The 21,053-nt window shown below is 73.5% G+C and carries 16 protein-coding genes; 10 read left to right on the top strand and 6 right to left on the bottom strand.

Annotated features, from left to right (window positions below; all coding sequences use genetic code 11):
• The first annotated feature begins 65 nt into the window (after positions 1–65).
• From BMX65_RS25615 to BMX65_RS25600, 4 genes are all read left to right on the top strand, one after another.
• Positions 66–641 (top strand): flavoprotein, encoded by a 576-nt coding sequence (locus BMX65_RS25615; RefSeq protein WP_075002705.1) that lies wholly within the window; start codon positions 66–68, stop codon positions 639–641.
• A gap of 582 nt (positions 642–1,223) precedes the next feature.
• The gene (locus BMX65_RS25610) at positions 1,224–1,820 is read left to right on the top strand and encodes a TetR/AcrR family transcriptional regulator (RefSeq protein ID WP_075002704.1); all 597 of its coding nucleotides are present in this window, start codon (positions 1,224–1,226) and stop codon (positions 1,818–1,820) included.
• Positions 1,817–3,004, top strand: a complete 1,188-nt coding sequence (locus tag BMX65_RS25605) for an FAD-dependent monooxygenase (protein WP_075002703.1) — start codon at positions 1,817–1,819, stop codon at positions 3,002–3,004. Before BMX65_RS25610 ends, BMX65_RS25605 begins: the two co-directional genes overlap by 4 nt.
• A 320-nt stretch (positions 3,005–3,324) precedes the next feature.
• Positions 3,325–3,729, top strand: coding sequence for a VOC family protein (locus BMX65_RS25600; protein ID WP_075002702.1), 405 nt, complete (start codon positions 3,325–3,327; stop codon positions 3,727–3,729).
• Between the two features lie 165 nt (positions 3,730–3,894).
• On the opposite strand, the gene BMX65_RS25595 is transcribed toward BMX65_RS25600, so the two are convergent.
• Complete coding sequence (locus BMX65_RS25595) at positions 3,895–4,746, bottom strand: NAD(P)H-binding protein (protein ID WP_075002701.1); 852 nt, start codon at positions 4,744–4,746, stop codon at positions 3,895–3,897.
• Positions 4,747–4,940: 194 nt separating this feature from the next.
• Between BMX65_RS25595 and BMX65_RS25590 the strand changes: the two genes are divergently transcribed.
• Positions 4,941–5,705 (top strand): TetR/AcrR family transcriptional regulator, encoded by a 765-nt coding sequence (locus tag BMX65_RS25590; protein WP_075002700.1) that lies wholly within the window; start codon positions 4,941–4,943, stop codon positions 5,703–5,705.
• Between the two features lie 136 nt (positions 5,706–5,841).
• Entirely contained in the window at positions 5,842–6,225 is a 384-nt protein-coding gene (locus tag BMX65_RS25585) for a VOC family protein (RefSeq protein ID WP_075002699.1), read from the top strand.
• A gap of 178 nt (positions 6,226–6,403) precedes the next feature.
• On the opposite strand, the gene BMX65_RS25580 is transcribed toward BMX65_RS25585, so the two are convergent.
• Positions 6,404–8,581, bottom strand: a complete 2,178-nt coding sequence (locus tag BMX65_RS25580) for an MFS transporter (protein ID WP_075002698.1) — start codon at positions 8,579–8,581, stop codon at positions 6,404–6,406.
• 269 nt (positions 8,582–8,850) lie between these two features.
• Positions 8,851–11,676 (bottom strand): serine hydrolase, encoded by a 2,826-nt coding sequence (locus BMX65_RS25575; RefSeq protein ID WP_239502210.1) that lies wholly within the window; start codon positions 11,674–11,676, stop codon positions 8,851–8,853.
• Between the two features lie 195 nt (positions 11,677–11,871).
• Here BMX65_RS25575 and BMX65_RS25570 point away from each other — a divergent pair, with 195 nt between their 5' ends.
• The 3 genes from BMX65_RS25570 (at position 11,872) to BMX65_RS25560 (ending at position 14,415) form a co-directional block, all read left to right on the top strand.
• Positions 11,872–12,648, top strand: coding sequence for a GOLPH3/VPS74 family protein (locus BMX65_RS25570; protein ID WP_075002697.1), 777 nt, complete (start codon positions 11,872–11,874; stop codon positions 12,646–12,648).
• Between the two features lie 415 nt (positions 12,649–13,063).
• A complete protein-coding gene (locus BMX65_RS25565) occupies positions 13,064–13,924 on the top strand; it encodes a helix-turn-helix domain-containing protein (RefSeq protein WP_075002696.1) in 861 nt (286 codons plus the stop codon).
• Between the two features lie 275 nt (positions 13,925–14,199).
• Positions 14,200–14,415: a DUF397 domain-containing protein gene (locus tag BMX65_RS25560; protein WP_075002695.1), complete on the top strand. Its 216-nt coding sequence runs from the start codon at positions 14,200–14,202 to the stop codon at positions 14,413–14,415.
• A 488-nt stretch (positions 14,416–14,903) separates the two neighbouring features.
• Here BMX65_RS25560 and BMX65_RS25555 read toward each other — a convergent pair whose 3' ends face one another.
• Positions 14,904–15,839, bottom strand: a complete 936-nt coding sequence (locus tag BMX65_RS25555; RefSeq protein WP_075002694.1) for a LysR family transcriptional regulator — start codon at positions 15,837–15,839, stop codon at positions 14,904–14,906.
• A gap of 93 nt (positions 15,840–15,932) precedes the next feature.
• On the opposite strand from BMX65_RS25555, the gene BMX65_RS25550 reads away from it, so the two are divergent.
• The gene (locus BMX65_RS25550) at positions 15,933–16,859 is read left to right on the top strand and encodes a PhzF family phenazine biosynthesis isomerase (RefSeq protein WP_075002693.1); all 927 of its coding nucleotides are present in this window, start codon (positions 15,933–15,935) and stop codon (positions 16,857–16,859) included.
• A 296-nt stretch (positions 16,860–17,155) separates the two neighbouring features.
• Here BMX65_RS25550 and BMX65_RS25545 read toward each other — a convergent pair whose 3' ends face one another.
• Both BMX65_RS25545 and BMX65_RS25540 read right to left on the bottom strand, forming a co-directional pair.
• Positions 17,156–18,289 carry an ADP-ribosylglycohydrolase family protein gene (locus BMX65_RS25545; RefSeq protein WP_075002692.1) on the bottom strand — a complete coding sequence of 378 codons (1,134 nt, stop codon included), beginning with the start codon at positions 18,287–18,289 and terminating at the stop codon, positions 17,156–17,158.
• A gap of 156 nt (positions 18,290–18,445) precedes the next feature.
• Entirely contained in the window at positions 18,446–21,034 is a 2,589-nt protein-coding gene (locus BMX65_RS25540) for a bifunctional FO biosynthesis protein CofGH (protein WP_075002691.1), read from the bottom strand.
• Positions 21,035–21,053: the final 19 nt, after the last annotated feature.

Genomic DNA, 21,053 nt, shown 5'->3' with positions numbered 1-21,053 from the left:
CCTTCGCAGCGGCGGTTGCGGACTGCGCGGCCGCACCGGTTGCTGCCTTCGTGGTGAAATGCGGCATGGCTTCACGCGTCCTGTATCTGCTCGGCTGCGCGGCGCCACCTGTGCTGCGGATCGCCGAAGTCGTCCGCAGCGCCCAACGGGCGGGCTGGGACGTGTGTCTGGGGCTCACCCCCACTGCGGCACACTGGCTGGAAGAGCAGCTCCCGGAGTTGGAGCGGCAGACGGGGCACCCGGTGCGCTCCCGCTACAAGGTGCCCGGACATCCCGACGTCTGGCCGCCCGCGGCGGCCGCCGTGGTGGCGCCCGCGACCTTCAACACGGTCAACCAGTGGGCTCTCGGGCTCACGGAGAAGTTCGTCGTCGGGTTCGCCGCCGAGGCGATCGGCAAAGGCATCCCTCTGGTCACGATGCCGTGTGTGAACGCGGCCTATGCCCGGCACCCGCAGTTCGCACACTCCCTGGAGACCCTCAGCCGCGCCGGAGTACGGGTGCTGTACGGGGCGGAGAGCTTCACCCCGAACCCGCCCGGCGAAGGCCGCCCGGACACGTTCCCCTGGGAGTGCGCGCTGACGGCCGTGGGCGAGGCGGTGGCGGCAGCCGCGCCCGGCCCCCGTGGAGCGGCCCCGGAGTAGACGGAAGAGGCACCTCCGGTGTAGGGCGGCGGAGCGGGCCGCCCCGGCTCGCCCCCGCCGCCCCCACCGCCCCCGGCCATGGGCTGCCCCGCCCCCATCGGCTACCCGGCACCCGGCTCCCCGTCCGACCGGCCCGGCAAGCCCGGCTCCCCGTCCGTCCGTCCGACCCGGTTCCCCGGCAGCTCGGCTCCCCGGCAGCCCGGTTCCCCGGCGGCCCGGCTCCGACGGCCCTGCTGCCCGGCCCGGCCGACGAGCCGGCTCCCCGGCGTCCCGCCTCCCCGCGTCTCACGTCCCGTATCGGCCCCGGCACCGCGCCGTCTCCGGACCCCCACAGCGTTCCGAAGCGATACGCGCTATTCTTGGTGGCATGCCTTGGTCACTCGCACAAGCTGATTGCCCAAGGCGTATGCCCAGGACCACGCGGGCGCGCCAGAGGTGCCCGCCGCCATGCGCGAGCGGCACGAGCAGAGGTCTCCGCCACGGCGGCGGGGCCGCGGCGGCGCGGGCCGCGGGTCGACGCCGCGTACCCCGCAGCCCGCGGGGCACGGCGGGTGCACACCCGCCGTCGAGCGAGGAGGCCCCATGCCACCGCCCCCACCCACCGCCGCCGACCGGGGCCGCGAAGTGCGGCAACGACTGCTGCGGGCCGCCACCGAGCTCATCGCCGAGCGCGGCTGGTCGGCCGTCAGCACCCGCGGGGTCGCCGAGCGTGCCGAGGTCGGACAGGGGCTGGTGCACTACCACTTCGCCTCGCTCGACGCGCTGCTGCAGCAGGCGGCCCTCGGGACCGTCGAAGAGTTCGTCCGGGAGTTCACGGCGCTCATGGAGTCGGCCGTCTCGACCGAGGAGGCGCTGGACAGCGCACTGGGCTCACTGGACGGCTTCTCCGGTACGGATCCGATCTCGCTGCTGTTCACCGAGACCTATCTGGCGGCGGCCCGGGACGAGGAGCTGATGCGCGCACTGGCGGGGCTGCTCACCCGGGTCCGCGACGGGCTGGCCGGCCGGCTGAGCGACAGCGGGGTGCCGCAGCCGCAGGAGACCGCGGCCGTACTGCTGGCCGTGGTCGACGGGTTGATGCTGCACCGCCCCGCATCCCCTTCCCTCACATCGGCTGCCGTCGGCCCGGTTCTGCGACGGCTGCTCACCACAACGACCCCAGGGAGTGAGACACCATGAAGGCCGTCATCTGCGGCGCGGGAATCGCCGGACTCGCACTCGCCCATCGGCTGGCCGCACACGGCTGGCAGGTGGAGATCGTGGAGCACGCGCGCGGGCCGCGCGAACAGGGGTACATGATCGACTTCTTCGGAGTCGGCTACGAGGCCGCCGAGGAGATGGGGCTGCTGCCGCGGCTGAAGGAGCTCGGCTACCAGATCAGCGAGGCGGCCTTCGTGGACGAGCGGGGCCGCCGCCGGGCGGGCCTGGACTACGCGCAGTTCTCCGAAGTGGCGGGCGGCAAGCTGCTCAGCATCATGCGGCCCGACCTCGAACTGGCGCTGCGGGAGGACCTGCCCGCCGAGGTGGAGCTGCGGTACGGCCTGAGCGTGTCGGACGTGGTGGACGAGGACGACGGCGTACGGGTCACCCTCAGCGACGGCACCGTCCGGGAGGCGGACCTGCTGGTGGGCGCGGACGGCATCCACTCCACGGTACGCGGCCTGATATTCGGCGAGGCGGGCTCCGACGAACGGTGCCTGCGCTACCCGGGCTTCCACACGGCCGCCTTCGTCTTCGACGACCCGAAGGTACGCGAGCAGGTCACCGGGCGGTTCTGCCTGACGGACACCATAGGCCGCCAGATGGGTTTCTACGCACTGCGCAACGGCAAGGTCGCCTCCTTCGCCGTGCACCGGGTGGACCCTGCCGCGCCGCTTCCCGAGGACACACGCAGCGCGGTGCGCGAGGTGTACGGCTCGCTGGGCTGGGTGGCCCCGCGGGCACTGGCCGCGTGTCCGCCCAGTGCGGAGATCTACTACGACCACGTGGCGCAGACGGTGCTGCCCCGGTGGAGCCGCGGCAGGACGGTGCTGGTGGGGGACGCCGCCTACGCGGTGTCGCTGCTGGCGGGCCAGGGCGCGTCGCTGGGTGTCGCGGGTGCCCATGTGCTCGCCGCCCAACTGGCCGCCGCCGACGGGGACGTCCGCGCGGGCCTGGAGCGGTACGAGCGGATGTGGCGCCCGGTGGCCGAGGAGAAGCAGCGGGTGGCGCTGCAGGGGGTGCGCTGGTTCCTGCCCAGCAACCCGACCTGGCTGCGGCTGCGCAGGGCCGCGATGCGGCTCTCCGGACTGCCCGGGGTCAATCGCATGATCGCCTCCGCGGTGACGGGCAAACCGGCAGAGCTGGGAGAGCTGACCCGCTGAACGGCAGCGGGCGGCATGGGAGGGCCCGGGGGCACGGGAGGGCCCGGGCAGCGCGGCGGGAGCGGCGGCAACAGACCGCACGCGCGCCCGGAGGGGCACCGGGAGCGTCGCGGGCGGCGGCTTCGGAGAGCTTCCGGCGAGCCTCGGACGGGCTTCCGGAAACCCCGCGAAGAATCTTTCCCGGCTGCGATGAGTTCTGCCGTCGCGCGCCGTCCAACCTGTACAGCGCCTTCCACCCCGACGCGGGAGGGGGGACGGACCCGAGGGGCGTCGCCGAGTGACGCCCGAACGCGCGGAGCAGCGCAGAGATGAGGCACACCATGTCCCGGAAGATCTTCGTCAACCTGCCGGTGAAGGACCTGGACCGCAGCGTCGAGTTCTTCACCGCGTGCGGCTTCTCCTTCAACCCGCAGTTCACGGACGAGAACGCCACCTGCATGGTGGTCAGCGACGACATCTTCGTGATGCTGCTGGTCGAGCCGTTCTTCATGTCCTTCTCGCAGCGGGAGATCCCCGACACCGCGCGGACCAGCGAGGTGCTGGTGTGCCTGTCGGCCGACAGCCGCGGGGACGTCGACACACTGGTGGACTCCGCGCTGGCGGCCGGGGCGGCGGCACACGGTGACCCGATGGAGCAGGGCCCGATGTACGGGCGCTCCTTCACCGATCCGGACGGCCACATCTGGGAGGTCATGTGGATGGACCCCGCGGTCGTCCAGGGCTGACCGGCCGGCCCGCCGGTACCCGTACGGGCACATGCCCGGCACGGGTACCGCCCGCAGGCACCTGCCGGTGCCGTCTCCCGCGCGCCGCGCCGCGGCCCGCGCGAGAGACGGCGACGGCCCTTCAGCGGGAGCTCCCTCCACGCTTCAGCGGAAGCCCTCCGCGTGTCAGCGGAAGTCCTCCGCGTGGTCGTGGGCCCACTGCGCGAAGCTGCGTCCTGGGCTGCCGGTGAGCTGCTCGACGCCCGGCGACACCGCTGCGGGCGCGCCGACCGAGTGCGCGGCGAACTGGAGCAGGACGTCGGCGAACTCGCCGGGCGTACCGGCGGCGACCATGTCCGCGCGGGCCTCCTCGTGCGGGATCTCCTCGAACCGCAGGCTGCGCCCGGTCGCCTCCGCGAGGAGCCGGAGCTGATCCTCCTGGGTCAGCGACTCGGGGCCGGTCAGCACCGGGGTGGGGCCGTCGCCCTTCAACGCCCCGGTGAGCGCGAGGGCGGCGACGGCAGCGATGTCGTCCTCGTGGATGGGCGCCGCGTGTGCACCGGCGTAGGCGGCGCGCAGTACGCCGTCCCGCCGCAGGGACTCGGCCCACGCGAGGGTGTTGGTGGCGAACATGCCGGGCCGCAGGTGGGTCCACGCCATACCGGCGGCTGCCGCGGCCTCCCCCACCTCGGCCTCCATCGTCCGGTGGTGCTCGGCGATGGGGTTGTCCACCTCCAGCGGCATGGCGGAGGGCACGACCGAGGACGAGGACAGGGTCACCACCCGCCGCACCCCGCGTTCGGCCGCCAGCCGCAGCAGTTCGCCGGTACCGCGCCAGAACGCCGCGGGGTTCAGGAAGAGGGCGCTGACGCCCTCCAGTGCGGCGCCGAGGTCGTCGGCCGCGACCGGAACGGCGCCGTCGGGCAGTCGGGCGCGGCTCGGGGACCGCGTGAGGCCGCGGACCGTGTGTCCTTCGGCGGTGAGGCGCTCGACGAGCGGCCGGCCGACGTTCCCGGTCGCTCCGGTCACCAGAATCATGCTGTTCTCCCTTGCTGCGACGGCTCGTACGGCGCTGCCGGCACCTCGGTGGCCGTACGGCGTTGGCGTCCGACACGGGGACCCGCTGCGGCACCTGCCGTACCGGCGCGCCCCGCCTCGCATCTTTCAACCATCTGGATGAACAAGTCAACCGAATAGATGAACAGCGCGGGGCTACGGCTACGCTGGACCCCGTGAGCGACGAATCCGCACCCCCGCCCGGCTCCCGCCGCCCGCGCCGCGCGCCGCGCGCCGAGGAGCGCAAGCTCGACCCGGAGCGCTCCTGCCGACGGCTGCTGGACGCGGCGATGGACGAGTTCGCCGCGAAGGGGTACGCCGGTGCCCGGGTCCAGGACATCGCCGACCGGGCGGGGCTCAACAAGCAGTTGATCGCCTACCACTTCGGCGGCAAGGAAGGGCTGTGGAACGCCCTGAACCGGCGCTGGGCCCGGCGCGAGGAGACGTTCAACCGACCGGACGTACCGCTGGACGAGGTGACGGCGCGCTATCTGCATCTGGCCCTCGACGACCCCCGCGGGCCCCGGCTGTCCGCCTGGACCGGGCTGACGGGCGCTGAGCCGGAGGCCGAACGCGAGGACCTGTCGGACATGGAGCGCCGCAAGCAGGCGGGCGAGATCGCGGAGGAGCTCGATCCCGGCGCCGTCCTCCTGCTGTTGACGGGCGCCGTCGCCACCCCGGCGGTGACCCCGCAGACGGTCCGCTCGGTGCTCGGCATGGACCCGACGTCGTCGGAGTTCCGGGAGTTCTACACCGAACAACTGCGCCGGATCGTCCGCCGGCTGGCCGAAGGCGCAGGCCCGGAGGGGCACGGGAACAGGGGCGGGGACGCCAACGGGAGCAGGAGCGGGAACGGGGACGCCAACGGGAGCGGGAGCGGGGACGCCAACCGGAGCGGGATCGGGAGCGGGGAGAAGCGCGAGCGCACGGAGGGCGACTGAGTCTGCGGTCCTACGACCAACGTCCGGGGCGGATCCCGGCATTCCGGCACCGGAACCGGAGTTGTACCGGGCAAGGAGCCCATCGGGCACCGGACACCGGGCCTCGGCCCACACCCGATCCAGGAGGAGACACGGGATGCCGGTCCAGCTCAACCACACGATCGTGTACGCCAGCGACAAGAAGCGGTCCGCGCGGTTCCTCGCCGATCTGCTGGGCTTGGAGGTACGGCCCCAGTTCGGCCCGTTCCTGCCGGTGGTCACCGCCAACGACGTGGCGCTCGACTTCGCCGACGCGGGGGCGAACCCGATCGCGCCGCAGCACTACGCCTTCCTCGTCACCGAGGAGGAGTTCGACCTCGTCTTCGGCCGGATCGAGGAGGCCGGACTCACCTACTACGCCGACCCGATGCGCACCCGCCCCGGTGAGATCAACCGCAACGACGGGGGCCGCGGTGTCTACTGGCTGGACCCGGACGGACACGTCCTGGAGATCATCACCCGGCACTACGGCGGCGCATGACCGGCCGGGACACACCTTCGCCGACCGCTCGACCAGGCGCCCGCACCAGTCGACTGCCCAGGAGCAGCCCGCGGGGCGAGGAGCGGCCCGTGAAGCAGCCCGCTTCCCGCTCGCGGGAGCTTCCCGAGGCCGTGCGGGGGGCGCGGGGCCGTGGCGGCCCCGGAGGCGTCAGGACGCCTCAGTCGCCGGAGTCCGTGCCGTCCTCGTTCTCCGGGCACGGTGTGCCGCGCGGCAGCTTGTAGGGGGCCGCGATCCGGTAGACCCCCGGGCGCGGCGCGTCCAGCACCGTCCAGGTGTCCAGGACCGGCTTGTCCTTCCCCTCCGGCGGCGGGCCGCCGAACGTGGGCTCGGCCTTGCGCAGGCAGCCGTTGAGGTTCTCGCCGTCGTGGGAGGGCGGCGCCACCCGGTCGCCGTCCGCGTCGACGAGTCCGAGCCACGGTGAGTAGGGCACCCGCACGAGCACGTGCCCGCTCTCCCGCACGCGCACGGTCACGCTCTCCGCATCGGCACGCTCCACCGACGCGGAGGCGTCGACCAGCGGCACCGGGTCCTTGACCCGGAAGAGCCGCCAACTGTCGTCGGACCAGATCTCCTTCAGATACGGCTGGCCCTCCCCCACCAGCTTGGCCTCGGCGACGCCCCCCGCGATGTCGGGCGGGTCGGCGGGGAGGACGACGTAGTGCACGGCCCAGCGGCGCAGCCAGGCGTGATAGCGCTCGGGGCTGAGGTCCTCCTCGTAGAAGAGCGGGTTGCGCTCCAGGTCGGCCTGCCGGTTCCAGCCGCGGGCCAGGTTCACGTACGGCGCGAGGGCCGACGCCTCCCGGTGGCTGTTGACCGGCACGACCTCGACCCGCGCCCGGTCCGCGTCCACCTTCCTGAGCTGGGTGAGCAACGGTTTCAACTCGCGGGACCAGTCGGTGTCGGGCGTGGTGTGCAGCACGTCCCAGGTGGGCTTGCCGATCTGCCAGCCGAACGTCACCAGCAGCGCCAGCGCCATGGCCAGACCGCGGCGGGACTTCCACGGCTGCCATCCGTGCCCCACCACGATCGGCACGGCCGCCAGCAGCGCCACGCCGCCGAACAGCAGTCCCAGCCGTTCCACGTTGGAGCCGACCTGCGAGGGGATCGCCCAGGTCAGCACGATGCCCAGGGTGTAGATGGCGCCCCCGACCCGCACCGCCGTCCAGGTCCGGGGGACCAGCAGGACGACGGCGACGGCGCCCAGGACGGGGAAGATCAGCGACACGAACGGCATCGGCTGCACACCCGTGAACGGGAAGAGCAGCGCCGAGCAGGCCACGACCGCCGGGGGCGGCAGGGCGACCGCGAACATCGCGGCGGGTCGGCGGGCCAGCAGCAGCGAGGCCGCCACCACCTCCAGGAACAGCCCGGCGACCGGACTGGCCGCCGTCGCCAGCGCGGCCAGCAGCACCGCGAGCGCCGCCCGCGTGTACCGCGCCGGCCGGCTCGCCCGCCCGCCGCGCCAGCGGGCCGGCCAGGTCCACACGACCGCCACGGCCCCGAGCCCGAACAGCACACCGAGCGCGAAGGTGACCCGCCCGGAGGCGGCGTTGCACGCGAAGGCGAAGGCACCCCACAACGAAGGCACCAGCGGCCGGGGCACCGTGCGGGCGAGCAGCAGCGACAGCAGGCCCGCCGACAGCACTCCGGAGACCATCAGCGTGGTGCGGACCCCGATGACGGCCATCAGGTACGGCGAGATGACGCTGTAGGAGAAGGGGTGCAGCCCGCCGTACCAGGCGAGGTTGTAGGCGGAGCCCGGGTGCTCGCCCGCGAACTCGGCCCAGGCGTCCTGCGCGGCCAGGTCGCCGCCGCCGCTGGCGAGGAACCACAGCCAGAGCAGATGGAGGAGCACCGCGACGGCCAGCGTGACACCGACGACGGGGAGCGGCCGGGTGACCGCTCCGCGGCGGCGCTTCCGGCCCGCGCTCGACGCCACGGTGTCGGTGCCGCCGGCCTCGGGAGCTCCCGCGCCCGTCGTCCCGGCTGCGGAGGTCTCCCCACCGGTCCCTGTCCCGGCCCCGGCTCCGGAGTGCTCGTCCGTCCCCGTCCCGAAGTGCTCGTCCGTCCCGGCTCCGGAAGGCTCGTCCGTCCCGGCCTCGGAGGGCTCCGCGCCCTTCCCCTCGCCGGAGGTGCCGTCCGTCCCCTTGCCGGAGGTGCCGTCCGTCCCCTTGCCGGGAGTGCCGTCCGTCCCCTCGCCGGAGGTCTCCGGGGCGGTTGCGGGCCGGTCCCGGTCCGCCGCGCCCTCGGCCGCCGCACCTTCCGGCACCGGCTGCTTCCGTTCCGGGCGCTGTCCGGGCACGGGTGTGCGAACGGTGCCCGTGGCGTCGTCCACGCCCGGACTCCCGGCTATCTCACCGGCGCCGGGGTCAGGCTCCGACTCCGGCGTCCGCGGTGGGTGCACAGTGGCCACTGCGCTCTCTCCCAGTCCTCCCCGTACGGATGTGCGGCTCAGATCCGCACGACGTTACCGGACGACATCCCCGTGCTCGCCCCTGCCCCACGCGCTGCGGCGCGGGCGCCGCGGGTCGCGCGGGGGGCTCGGGCGAGCCGTGAGCCGGACATGCCGACCGGAACGGGGGACGCAGTGCGGCGCGGAATGGTTCAGCCGACGCGGGTCAGCTTGTCCCCGAACCCGGGCTCCGTCAGGTCGTCCTGCAGCGCGACGGGCACCTTGACCTGGCCCGGACCGTCACCGGCGGTCAGGCTGCCGACCTTGGTGCCCGGACCGGCCTCGTGCGGGATCGTCTTCCCGCTGTCGGTCAGTGCGAGCTTCACCTTGAGGCCCGGCCAGCCCACGGCGGTCACGTCCTTGGTGGCCACCACGGGGGTCCGGTTGCCCAACTGGTCGTCCACATAGCCGACGACCTGGCCCTTCTCGACCACCTTCCGCGCGGTGAGTGCGTCCTGGCCGGCGTCGATCAGCTTCTTGCTGGCGGCGAGCACGGTGTCCAGGATCGAGGGCTGGTACTGGCCCAGCACCGCGCCGATGATCAACTGCTTGGTGCCTCCGATCTCCTTCTCCGCCGCGAACAGCAGATTGCCGCCCGCCTTGGTGGTCGTGCCCGTCTTGATGCCCACGACGCCGTCCATCGGAACCAGCCTGTTCCAGTTGGACTGCTTCTTGCCGTTGGTGTCCTGGTAGGAGGGCTGCCGCACCACCTCTCGGAACAGCGGGCTCTCCATCACCTTCTTGCCCAGCTTGACCTGGTCGGCGGCGGTGCTCACCGTCGAGGCGGTCAGTCCGCTGGGGTCGGTGTAGTGCGAGTTGGTCATGCCCAGGTCCTCGGCGGCAGCGTTCATCTTCTTCACGAACGCCTTCTCCGACCCGGCGTCCCACCGCGCCAGCAGCCGTGCCACGTTGTTCGCGGACGCGATCATGATGGCGTCGAGCGCCTCGCGCTGCGTGATCTTGTCACCGGCCTGGACCTTGACGGTCGACTCGTTCTGCGCGCTCAGCCCCGCCTCGTCCTCGGCCTTCTGGTCGACAGGGATCAGCTCGCCCTTCGAACCCTTCTTGACCGGGTGGTCGCGCAGTATGACGTAGGCGGTCATCACCTTCGCGACGCTCGCGATCGGCACCGGCTTCTGCTTGCCGTGGCTGCCGAACGAGCCGAGACCGTCCACGTCGATCACCGCCTGCCCCTCGGAGGGCCAGGGCATGTCGGGCTCGGAGCCCTTGAACGTGTACGTGCCGGAAGCCGTCATCGACAGCTCCGGGTCCGGCAGCGGGCGCACCGCCTGCACGACGACGAAGACCACTGCGAGCAGCAGCACCAGCGGCGTCCAGATCTTCACCCGGCGGGTGAAGGTACGCATCGGCGTCTCGGGCGGCGGCGGGCTGTTGGTGAGCTGCGCCAGCAGGTCCAGCGGCTGCTGCTGACCGCCGCTCCCCGCCGCCTCCGGGCTGCCCGGCATCGGCTGCTGCCGGGTGCGCTCCGGCTCGCTCTCCGCCGGGCTCGACGCCGGTGCCTGCGTGCCGGACGTGCCGGACGTGCCCGCAGCGGGCGGCGCGGCCGAGGCCGTCGCCCACGGGTTCGCGGTGGTGGAGCCGGGGGACGCCGGGGGCGGCGCCTGCCGCCCGGGAGCCGCCGCGGCGGCTCCCGGCTCCGGCGGGGCCGACGTGGCGGCGGCGCGGGGCTCGTCCGTGGACCGGAGCGGGACGAACTGGCTGGTCCGCTCGGCCTCCGACTCCGCCGACTCCGCGGCGCCGGTCCGGCCCTCGGCGGAACCGTCCCGCCGGGCCTCCCCGCCGTCCTTGCCGGTCTTGGTGCCCTTGCTGTCCTTGCCACCCTTGCTGTCTTCGTCGGCCTTGCTGTCTTCGTCGGCCTTGCCGCTCTCGCCGCCCCGTGCGCGGGGGTCGGGGGCGCCCGCGGGGGCGGCCGAACCCTTTCCTCCGGACTTTTCGGGCCGGCCCGGCTTCTGGCCGCCGCCGGCACCGGCGGAGCCCTCGCCCGGCTTCGTGTCCGGCGCGCGGAAGATCGCGGTCGGCTGGTCGACGGCCTGCGTGCGGCCGCCGGTCTCACCGGTCCCGGCAGCCTCGCCGGTCCCGGCAGCGTGGTCGGCCTTGTCGGCCTCGCCGACGTCGGCGCCCTTGGCGGCCTGGTCGTCCTCGGCAGCCCGGTCGCCGTTGGCACCGCCCCCGGCCTCCCCGGCGTCCGCGGCTTCGTCGGCCCCCTTGGACGCCCCGAAGAACGCCGAGGTCAGCCGCTCGGCGCGGTCGGCGGCCGCGGCGTCGTCGCTCTTGTCCGCGGCGTCGCCCCCGCGCCGGACGACGCCGAACATGGCGGTCGGCGCGTCGCCCTGCGACGCCGGTGCCGCGTCGGCACCCTGGTCCGCGTCCGCTCCGGAACCGGCCGGGGCGGACCCGTCACTCGCCTTCGGCCGGTAGGGCAGATCGCCGGCAGCAGCGGCGTCGGCAGCCTCCTCGGACCGCCTGTCCGCGCCGCGCCCCTCACCGTCCGGGGCGCCGTCCGCACCTGCTCCGTCCGAGGCGCCGTCCGTCCGCTCCGGAACACTGTCGCCCGACACCCAGGCGGCCACGGCGGACTTCAGCCGCTCGTCCTTGGCATCGCCCTGCGCCGCGTCGTCGCCCTGCGGGGAGCCTCCACCGTCGGCCCCGTCCGAGTCCACGGGCCCGTCCGAGGGCTCGTCCGACCCGCCCGGCTCGTCCGCTCCTGCCGTGCTGTCCGACTCCCCGGCGGGGGGCGCGGGGGCGGGAATCACCGAGGGTGCGGCGTCCCGGGTCGTCGTACCCGCGCCGTTCTGCCCTGCGGAGCCCGGCGACGGCTTCTTTTCAGCCGTCTCGTCGGGTCGCGCAACCGACCCGCCGCTCCCTGTCGTCTCCCCCGACGACCTCTCCCGCTCCGACCTGTCGGGGGATTCGCCCGCCACCGATGCCTCCTGATGCTGCTGCTCGCCGCTCGCCATACCAGTTAACAGTGTCCTATGCACCGAGGGCGCCACCGGCGTGGCGGTTCTCCCCCGGAGGGCGGCCTCCGGGACCTCCCCCTGCAGCAGACGAGAACGACATACCTACTGGTTCCCTCCCATAAGGTCCGCGCACTCTCGACAGACCATTGTGAGAGGGGTCACCCTGTCATTCATCCACGCGGGGAGGCATGGATGGGCAGGAGCCGCAGAACAATTCCCGAGGAGTTGCTGCTGCTCGCCCTGGACCCGGCCACGGGTACCACGGCGCAGCCGCAGTCGCTCGACCTCGGCCTGGCCGGAGCGCAGCTAGTGGAGCTGGCTCTGGCCGGACGGATAGCCCCTGATGGGGATCGTATCGCCGTGGTGCTGCCACGGCCGACCGGAGATCCGACGCTGGACTCGGCGCTGGAACTGCTGCGCAGGCGCGGCAGCCCGGTGCGCGCGGTCCACTGGATCGGCGGGCCCCGGTTGGGGCTGCGCCAAACCTATCTCACACATCTGGAACGGTGTGGCATGGTGCACGCCGTTTCCGGCCAGATGTGCGGAGTGCTGCCGACGACGCGCTACCAGGCGACGGAGACAGCCATCAGCCGGGAGATCAGGGCCCGGCTCGACACCGCGATCCGCACCGGGGTCCCACCGGACCCGCGGACGGCGGCGCTCGCCGCGCTGGCCCACGCGGTCGGACTCGGCAAGCACCTCTACCCCGGCAACGAGGGGCGGTCCTGCCGTTCCCGGCTGCGGGACCTGATCCGGCACGACCCGATGGGCGGCCTCGTCGCACACGCGGTGATGGACGTCCAGAACGGCGTCGGGGCGCAGCCGCGGCGAGCTCAGGCGAGCGCGGCGAGCGGACCCTCGTCGGGACGCCCGGCCGCGCGGGCGACGGCGTCCGCCGGTCCGGCCCGGCATCTGCCGGAGCAGTCCCGGCACATGGCGGGCGGCATGGTCCGAGCGGGAGCACGCTGACCGTCGCCCGCTGTCCGCTCCGTCCCGTACGGGCCGGAGCACGCACGGCACCATCCGGAGGCACGGCACCGTCCGGAGCACGCACAGCACCACGGAGCACGCACGGCACCGCACAGGAGCGGCGGGCGTCGCGCGCCTGCGGGGCACATCCGACGCCTGCGGCAGGTCCGCGGGCCACCGCGCCGACCGACGGCGCACCCTCGGGGCGGTGCGGGTACCAGGACGCATGCGCGGGCTCGCGGTCCGGCCGTCACACAGCGACGACCGGATCCGCGTCCCCGCGCATGCGTTGTCGTCACCGCATGCGCCCCCTGCTGTACTCGAATCCGCACTCTCTGTTGTCATTTTCCAGCGCGGGCAACCATGTTGGTGGCAATCTGCTGGAGTAGTCGTACTTACACGGAGGTGCGGTCCCGTGGCGTCGAACGTCAACCCCACAGTCCGGCGTCGCCGACTCGGCCAGGAACTGCGCCGTCTGCGCGAGCAGCGGGGCATGACGGCGGAGGAGGTCGCGGACCGGCTGCTGGTCTCGCAGTCGAAGATCAGCAGGCTGGAGAACGGCCGCCGCAGCATCAGCCAGCGGGACGTGCGCGATCTGTGCGGCGTCTACGAGGTCGAGGACCGGCGGATAGTCGAATCGCTGATGCAGATGGCGAAGGAGTCGCGTCAGCAGGGCTGGTGGCACGCGTTCGGGGACATCCCCTACAGCGTCTACATCGGCCTGGAGACGGACGCCGCCTCGCTGCGCGTCTACGAGCCCCAGGTCGTGCCGGGTCTGCTGCAGACGCGGCCGTACGCGGAAGCGGTGGTCGCCGGTGCTCTGCCGGAGGCCGGCGCGGCGGACATCGAGCGCCGGGTGCAGGTCCGTATGCGCCGCCAGGAGCGCATCAGGGAGGACCGCACCCCGCTGCGGCTGTGGGCGGTGCTGGACGAGTCGGTGCTGCGCCGTGAGGTGGGCGGCAGGCACACGATGGCCGAGCAGCTCGAATACCTCAACGAGATGTCGCAGCAGCCCCATGTGACGCTCCAGGTCATGCCGTTCTCGATGGGCGCGCATCCGGGGGTGAACGGGCAGTACGCGATTCTGGAGTTCCCGGAGGCGTCGGACTCGACCGTCATCTACCTGGAGGGCGTCACCAGTGACCTCTATCTGGAGAAGGCGAACGACGTGCAGAACTACAGCGTCATGTACGAGCACCTGCGGGCGCAGGCGCTGAACCCGGACCAGACGCGCGAGTTCATCGAGGACGTGGCCAAGCAGTACGCACGGGGCTGAGCTCCGAGCACGAGCCCCGGACGCGGGGAGGACCCGGGGAGGCCGGGAGCACGCTTCCGCGGAGTGGACGGCCCGGCGGCCGGAGCTGCCGGGCCGTCCGGCATGTGCCGGGAGGAATTGCAGGAAAAAGCGGGGAGGCTACACCGCGGCGCACCGCGATGTGAAGAGCTGCTTGGAATATGCCATCCGGTTGAGTGAACGACAACGTCGCGCGCCCGAATCGCCGCGTAATGTCGATCGCACGTCAGGAACAACCCGGAAGAACCGGAGCAGACATGCCGATTCAGCAAGGAACCACCCATGCCTGGACCAAGTCCAGCTACTCCACCGGCAACGGGGCCTGCGTGGAGGTGAAATCGCCGTCCGTGCGCACAGTGGCGGTACGGGACTCCAAGGAGCCGCAGGGGCCCGCGCTCAGCTTCCTGCCGGAGGCGTGGGGCGCGTTCGTGGCCCGCGTGAACTCCGGGGACTCCACGACCGGCCGGGCCTGAGGCCGGGCAGCGGCCCGTACAGCGCCGGCGGCCGGTCCGCACCGCGCCGGACCGTGCCGCACTCGTGGCACCGGAGCCCTCTCGACTGGCCCGCCGTCCCGGCCGAGGGGGCTCGGCACTGCCGGCCCGGGGCCGGCTCGACCGGCTCGACCGGCTCGACGCAGCCGGTCCACCGAACCGAGGTGTCCGTCCCGGGATCGCCGGGACGAAGGGCGCGGTCGGCTCCGTCCTCCCCGGCTCTCGGTCCGTCTCTGTCTTCCCGGCCCCGAGTCCGCGGCGGCTTCGTCCGGATCCGCGACACATGCCTCCCAGCGTTCGCGCGGGTCCTCCTGGAGGAATCCGGCACAGGAGCGGCCGGGTGCCGACTCCCGCCACCTGCTGCACGTGCGGCACCGCGCCGCGCCACGGATGGCGGTGGCCCGGGCGGCGGCGTTCCTCACCTCCGCACGGGCCCGCAGGGCAGCGTCTGCCGGTGCACGCGGGCGAACTCATGCGGTGGTGCCGCCAGATGTCTCGGGCCCGGGTGCAGCCGCTCCCTCGTCCTGGAAGTGCCGCACGACCTCGGCCGCGACGGCGTGCGCCGCGCGGGAGGGCCGCCGACGCCGGGGGCGGGCCAGGTGGACGGAGATGTGCGGGAGGGAGGGGCCGGGCACCTCGGCGAGCCGGCCGTCGCGCAGCGCCGCGGCGACGTTGGCGCGCGGCAGGACGGTGAGTCCGAGTCCGGCCGCCACACAGGAGCGTGCGGCCTCGATGCTGCCGAACCGGGTCAGTCGCGGCGGGGTACCGGCGACCGCCTGGAGGCGCGCGGCCAGTTGGTCGCTGTAGGAGCAGCCCTGCTCGTGGAGGAAGAAGCTCTCCCGGGCCAGTTCCTGCCAGGTCGCCGCCTGTGCGCGGCCGGCCAGCGGATGGTCCGGTGCGCACAGCAGGACCAGGGGCTGTTCGGCCACGCGCTCGGCGGTGACGCCGGGCTGGTCGACCAGGTCCTCCAGCAGCAGAGCGCAGTCCAGTCGGCCCGCGCGCAGCGCCGCCACGGCATCCGCGGTCCCGTGCGGCTCCAGGTGCACTTCCACCCGCGGGTGGCGGCGGCGCAGCGCGACGATCACCGCGGGCAGATGAGCCGAGCACAGTGTCTCGCCCGCGCCGACCACCACGGTGCCGCTGACCGGGCCGTCCTCGGTGGCGGCCGCCAGCAGCCGCGCCTCGGCCTCCAGGACCTCCTCGGCGCGGACGAGCAGCCGCCGCCCCGCGTCGGTGAGCAGCGCCCCTCGGGCGAGCCGGTCGAAGAGCCGGGTGCCCAGCGTCTTCTCCAGGGATCTGATCTGCACCGTGACCGTGGACTGGGCGAGCCGCAGTTCGGCGGCGGCACCGGTGAAGCTCTCCGTTCTGGCGAGCGCGGTGAAGGTTTCCAGCAGCCGGGTGTCCATTCCCCGGACCCTAGCAATGTCATCGAATTATCCGATGGCTTTCATGCATAGCTATCGTTGGTAATAATTCCGGGCAGGTGCAAAAGTTCAGGCATGACTTCCTCAGCGGCTTCCTCGCCCCTCTCGGCCCCCTCGACCCCCTCGGCACCCGCCGCAGCCGCAGCCGCGGCCGGTGCGGATGTCCTCCGCTATTCGGCGTTCACCTCCGATCCCGACGGCGGGAACCCGGCCGGAGTCGTCCTCGACGCCGCGCACCTCGACGCGCGGCAGATGCTGGCGATCGCCGCCGAGGTCGGGTACTCCGAGACGGCGTTCGTCACCGCCCGCGACGACGAGCGGCGCCGTTTCACGCTCCGCTACTTCAGCCCGCTCGCCGAGGTCGCGTTCTGCGGGCACGCCACCGTCGCCGTGTCGGTGGCCCTCGCCGGGCTGCTCGGCCCCGGCGAACTGGTCTTCCAGACGCCCGCGGGCGAGATCCGGGTGGCGACCGCGGCCGACGACGGCGGCGCCGTGCGGGCAGCCCTCACCAGCGTCCCCACCAGGTCGCGCCCCGCACAGGACGCCGAGGTGGACGCCACCCTCGCCGCGCTGGGCTGGGACCGTGCCGACCTGGACCCGGCGCTGCCCCCGCACGTCGCCTTCGGCGGCAACGAGCACCTGGTGCTCGCCGCCGCCTCGCGGGCGCGGCTGGCCGATCTGGACTACGACTTCGACGCGCTCACCGGCATCATGCGGCAGCACGGCTGGACGACGGTGCACCTGGTCTGGCGCGAGAGCGACGAGCGCTTCCACGCCCGGGACCCGTTCCCCGTCGGCGGGGTCGTCGAGGACCCGGCGACCGGCGCCGCGGCGGCCGCCTTCGGCGGCTATCTGCGCACCCTCGGGCTGCTGCCCGCCTCGGGTGAGGTCGCCGTGCGGCAGGGCGAGGACATGGGGCGGCCGAGTGATCTGACCGTCCGCACCGCACCGGGCGACGCGCGGGTGCGGGTCAGCGGCCACGCCGTGCCGATCGCCGGGTGACTCGGGCCGGGCCGCGCGCCACGCGGCGGTGCGCCGGGACCGGCAGGGACCGCCCGCCGCGCGGGGCGCCCGGAGCCGCCCGCGGGGAGCGGGAAGCAGGAAGCAGGAAGCGGGGAAGCAGGAAGCGGGCCGGAGCGCGGGCGCTTCCGGCGGACTCCGGCCGGCTCCGGCCGACGGGCGTCCGGCCGGGCTTCCGGCGGGCTCCGACGGTTGTCCGACGGGCTCCGGCGGGCTCCGGCGGGCTCCGGCGGTGTCCGGCCGGGCTCCGGCGGGCTCCCGCTACGGCGTCCGGGGGGCTACGCGCGCGGGTAGCGGGCCAGCCACCCCGGGGACGCGGAGCCCGGCTCGTGCAGCGCGGGGCCCTGTGTCATCTCCATGGCGAAGTCGTCGGCCAGCTCCAGGATCGTCGCGCGGCCCTCGATCTCGGCCACCCAGCCCGGTGGAAGTGACGTTTCTCCATGCATGGCGCCCAGCAGGTTCCCGCAGACGGAACCGGTGGAGTCGCTGTCCCCGCTGTGGTTGACGGCCAGCAGCAGACCGTGCCGGACGTCCTCGGCGACCAGCGCGCAGTAGACCCCGATGGACAGCGCCTCCTCGGCCGTCCAGCCCTCCCCCAGCGCCGCCACCCGTTCCGGCGAGGGCATGCCCTGGCGGACGGCGCCCAGTGCGCGCTTGAGCGCATCGGTCGTCTCCTGGTGCCCCGGCCGGGCCGCGAGCTGCACCAGAGCCCGCTGGACGGCGGTGTCCAGGTCCTCGCCCCGGGCGAGGGTGTGGACGATCGCGGCGAAGGCCCCGGCGGCGAGGCAGCCGGTGGGGTGCCCGTGCGTCTGCGCGGCGCACTCCACCGCGAGTTGGAAGACCAGCCCCGGCTCCCAGCCGACCAGCAGCCCGAACGGCGCCGAGCGCATGACCGTGCCGCAGCCCTTGGAGTCGGGGTTCTTCGGCTGCTCCAGGGTGCCCATGCGGGCGTCGGCCAGCCCGCTGAGGCAGGCGTTGCCCGGTGCCCGGCGGGCGTAGAGCCACTCCTCGCGGGCGAGCCAGCCGTCGTCCGCGCGGCGTTCGTCCGGTCCCCAGTCGCGCTGGGTCGCGGCCCAGCGGCGGTAGGCGGCGTGCACGTCGGTCGGCGGATGCCACGCTCCGGTGTCCCGGCGCACATGGGCGCGGATGAGGCCGTCGACGGTGAACAGCGTCATCTGGGTGTCGTCGGTGACCGCTCCTCTGCGCCCGTACGCGGGCACATAGTCGGTGACGCCCTCCTCGCCGCACTTCTCGCGGATAGCGGCCAGCGAGTCGAACTCGACCCCGGCGCCGAGCGCGTCGCCCAGCGCCCCGCCCAGCAGGCAGCCGCGCACCCGGCTGCGGAAGTCCTGCTGCTCGGACCGGCCCCATATGGCCGTCGCGCCACCGTCCCCGCCACCCGCGCCTGTCACGATCCGCTGCCCCTCCTCCGTTCGTGGCCCCCGGCACTCTAATCAAGGATCCGGCCGGACGGAGGAGGGCCGCGGGGGCGTCCGGCCCCGGTCCCGCGTTTCCCGGACCGGGACCGGTGACCCGGGACCGGTGACCCGGGGCCGGGCGGCGCGGCCTCACACCAGCGGCAGCAGCTCCGGCAGCCGGCCGTCCGAGGCGTGTGCTGCCGCGACACGTTCGGCCGGGACCGCGCCGTAGCCGGTGGTGCGTGGACGCGCCGGGCGGCCCGCGGCGTCCGCGATGGCGACCAGGTCCTTGATGGACCGGTAGGAGCCGTAGGAGGAGCCCGCCATCCGGGAGATGGTCTCCTCCATGAGGGTGCCGCCCAGGTCGTTGGCGCCGGAGCGGAGCATCTCGGCGGCGCCCTCGGTGCCGAGCTTGACCCAGCTCGTCTGGATGTTGGGGATCCACGGGTGCAGCAGCAGCCGGGCCATGGCGGTGACGGCGCGGTTCTCCCGGGCCGTGGGGCCGGGGCGGGCGATACCGGCGAGGTAGACGGGCGCGTTGGTGTGGATGAAGGGCAGCGTCACGAACTCGCTGAACCCGGCCAGCCCCTTCTCCCGCGCGGACTGCTGGGTGCGGGCCAGCAGCCGCAGATGGCCCAGCCAGTGCCGGGGTTGGTCCACGTGCCCGTACATCATCGTGGACGTCGAGCCCAGGCCCACCTCGTGCGCCGTGGTGACGACGTCGAGCCAGGTCGCGGTGGGCAGCTTGCCCTTGGTGAGGATCCAGCGGACCTCGTCGTCCAGGATCTCCGCGGCCGTGCCCGGGATGGAGTCCAGTCCGGCCTCCTTGGCAGCCGTCAGCCACTCGCGGACGGACATGCCGGTGCGGGAGGCGCCGTTGACCACCTCCATCGGCGAGAAGGCGTGCACATGGATGCCCGGGACGCGTTCCTTGACCGCGCGGACGATGTCGAAGTAGGCGGTGCCCGGCAGGTCCGGGTGGATGCCGCCCTGCATGCACACCTCGACCGCGCCCACGTCCCACGCCTGCTGGGCGCGGTCGGCGACCTGCTCCAGCGAGAGGGTGAAGGCGTCGGCGTCGGTGCGGCGCTGCGCGAACGCGCAGAAGCGGCAGCCGGTGTAGCAGACGTTGGTGAAGTTGATGTTGCGGGTGACCACGTACGTCACGTCGTCGCCGACCGCGTCGCGGCGCACGTCGTCCGCCGTGCGGCAGAGCGCGTCCAGCGCCGGTCCGTCGGCGTGCAGCAGGGCGAGCGCCTGCTCGTCGGTGAGCTTCGTGGGGTCCTCGGCGGCCTGGCCGAGTGCCTGACGCACGTCCGCGTCGACCCGCTCGGGCACCATCCCGGGCGCCGCGCGCTCGCGCAGCTCCTCCCAGTCGCCGTACACCTCGTCGAAGTCGTCCCGGCGGTCGCCGGTGCGGCCCTCGGTGTCGATGCTGCGGTGCAGATCGGTGCGCCCCATCGGGGTGAAGCCCTCGTCCGGCTCCTGCCAGGGCAGCCCCTGGGGGCGTACCCCGGCGCGTGCCAGCCCCGTCTCCGGGTCGGCCAGCGCCTGTACGTGCGGCAGCACCCGCGGGTCCAGCCAGGGCTCGCCGCGCCGGACGAACTCGGGGTAGACGGCCAGCCGCTCGCGCAGCTCGAACCCGGCCGTGCGGCTGTGCTCCGCCAGCTCGTCGATGTGCGGCCAGGGGCGCTCGGGGTTGACGTGGTCGGGGGTGAGCGGGGAGACGCCGCCCCAGTCGTCGATGCCCGCGTCGATCAGCCGCGCGTACTCGGCGTCCACCAGGTTGGGCGGGGCCTGCAGGCAGCCGGAGGGCCCCAGCAGCAGCCGCGCCACGGCGACGGTGGCGACCAGGTCGTCCAGTTCCGCGTCCGGCATGCCGCGCATCGCGGTGTCCGGCTTGGCGCGGAAGTTCTGGATGATCAGCTCCTGGACGCCGTGGTAGGCCCGCTGCACCCGGCGCAGCGCGAACAGCGACTCGGCGCGCTCCTCGTACGTCTCGCCGATGCCGATGAGCAGTCCGCTGGTGAACGGGACGTTCGAGCGGCCGGCGTCCTCCAGCACCCGCAGGCGCACCGCCGGCTCCTTGTCGGGCGAGCCGTAGTGCGGCGCTCCCGGTTCGCTCCACAGCCGTTCGGCGGTGGTCTCCAGCATCATGCCCATGGAGGGTGCGACCGGCTTGAGCCGCTGGAAGTCGGTCCAGGACAGCACCCCGGGGTTGAGGTGCGGCAGCAGACCGGTCTCCTCCAGGATGCGGATGGCGACCGCACGGACGTAGGCGAGCGTGTCGTCGTACCCCTCGGCCTCCAGCCAGGCGCGCGCCTCGGGCCAGCGGTCCTCGGGCTTGTCCCCGAGGGTGATCAGCGCTTCCTTGCAGCCCAGTTCGGCACCGCGGCGGGCGATGTCGAGGACCTCGTCCATCGACATGTACATCCCGTGCCCCTCGCGGCGCAGCTTGCCGGGCACGGTGACGAAGGTGCAGTAGTGGCACTTGTCGCGGCACAGCCTGGTGAGGGGCAGGAAGACGCTCTTGGAGTACGTGATGACGCCGGGCCGGCCGGCCGCCGCCAGGCCCGCGTCCCGCACGCGGGCCGCCGACGCGGTGAGGTCCGCGAGGTCGTCGCCGCGCGCCTGGAGGAGCACCGCGGCTTCCGTCCCGTCGAGCGCGACCCCGTCCCGCGCCCGCTTCAGGGCCCGCCGCATCGCGTTGGCCGTCGGCGTCTGTCCGTGTGAGGTCATCCTCCGAGCGTAGCCCGCG

Source organism: Streptomyces qinglanensis (assembly GCF_900111245.1).
GTDB lineage: Bacteria > Actinomycetota > Actinomycetes > Streptomycetales > Streptomycetaceae > Streptomyces > Streptomyces qinglanensis.
The sequence above is the reverse complement of the archived record's forward strand: the minus strand, read 5'-3'. Positions and strand labels throughout refer to the sequence as shown.

What these genes read in the sequence shown, in the direction of transcription:
- BMX65_RS25575 (WP_239502210.1), bottom strand. Translation starts at nt 11,676, where the DNA reads ATGGCGAGCGGCGAGCAGCAGCATCAGGAGGCATCGGTGGCGGGCGAA.
- BMX65_RS25585 (WP_075002699.1), top strand. Translation starts at nt 5,842, where the DNA reads ATGCCGGTCCAGCTCAACCACACGATCGTGTACGCCAGCGACAAGAAG.
- BMX65_RS25605 (WP_075002703.1), top strand. Translation starts at nt 1,817, where the DNA reads ATGAAGGCCGTCATCTGCGGCGCGGGAATCGCCGGACTCGCACTCGCC.
- BMX65_RS25615 (WP_075002705.1), top strand. Translation starts at nt 66, where the DNA reads ATGGCTTCACGCGTCCTGTATCTGCTCGGCTGCGCGGCGCCACCTGTG.
- BMX65_RS25610 (WP_075002704.1), top strand. Translation starts at nt 1,224, where the DNA reads ATGCCACCGCCCCCACCCACCGCCGCCGACCGGGGCCGCGAAGTGCGG.
- BMX65_RS25550 (WP_075002693.1), top strand. Translation starts at nt 15,933, where the DNA reads ATGACTTCCTCAGCGGCTTCCTCGCCCCTCTCGGCCCCCTCGACCCCC.
- BMX65_RS25600 (WP_075002702.1), top strand. Translation starts at nt 3,325, where the DNA reads ATGTCCCGGAAGATCTTCGTCAACCTGCCGGTGAAGGACCTGGACCGC.
- BMX65_RS25560 (WP_075002695.1), top strand. Translation starts at nt 14,200, where the DNA reads ATGCCGATTCAGCAAGGAACCACCCATGCCTGGACCAAGTCCAGCTAC.
- BMX65_RS25595 (WP_075002701.1), bottom strand. Translation starts at nt 4,746, where the DNA reads ATGATTCTGGTGACCGGAGCGACCGGGAACGTCGGCCGGCCGCTCGTC.
- BMX65_RS25555 (WP_075002694.1), bottom strand. Translation starts at nt 15,839, where the DNA reads ATGGACACCCGGCTGCTGGAAACCTTCACCGCGCTCGCCAGAACGGAG.
- BMX65_RS25540 (WP_075002691.1), bottom strand. Translation starts at nt 21,034, where the DNA reads ATGACCTCACACGGACAGACGCCGACGGCCAACGCGATGCGGCGGGCC.
- BMX65_RS25570 (WP_075002697.1), top strand. Translation starts at nt 11,872, where the DNA reads ATGGGCAGGAGCCGCAGAACAATTCCCGAGGAGTTGCTGCTGCTCGCC.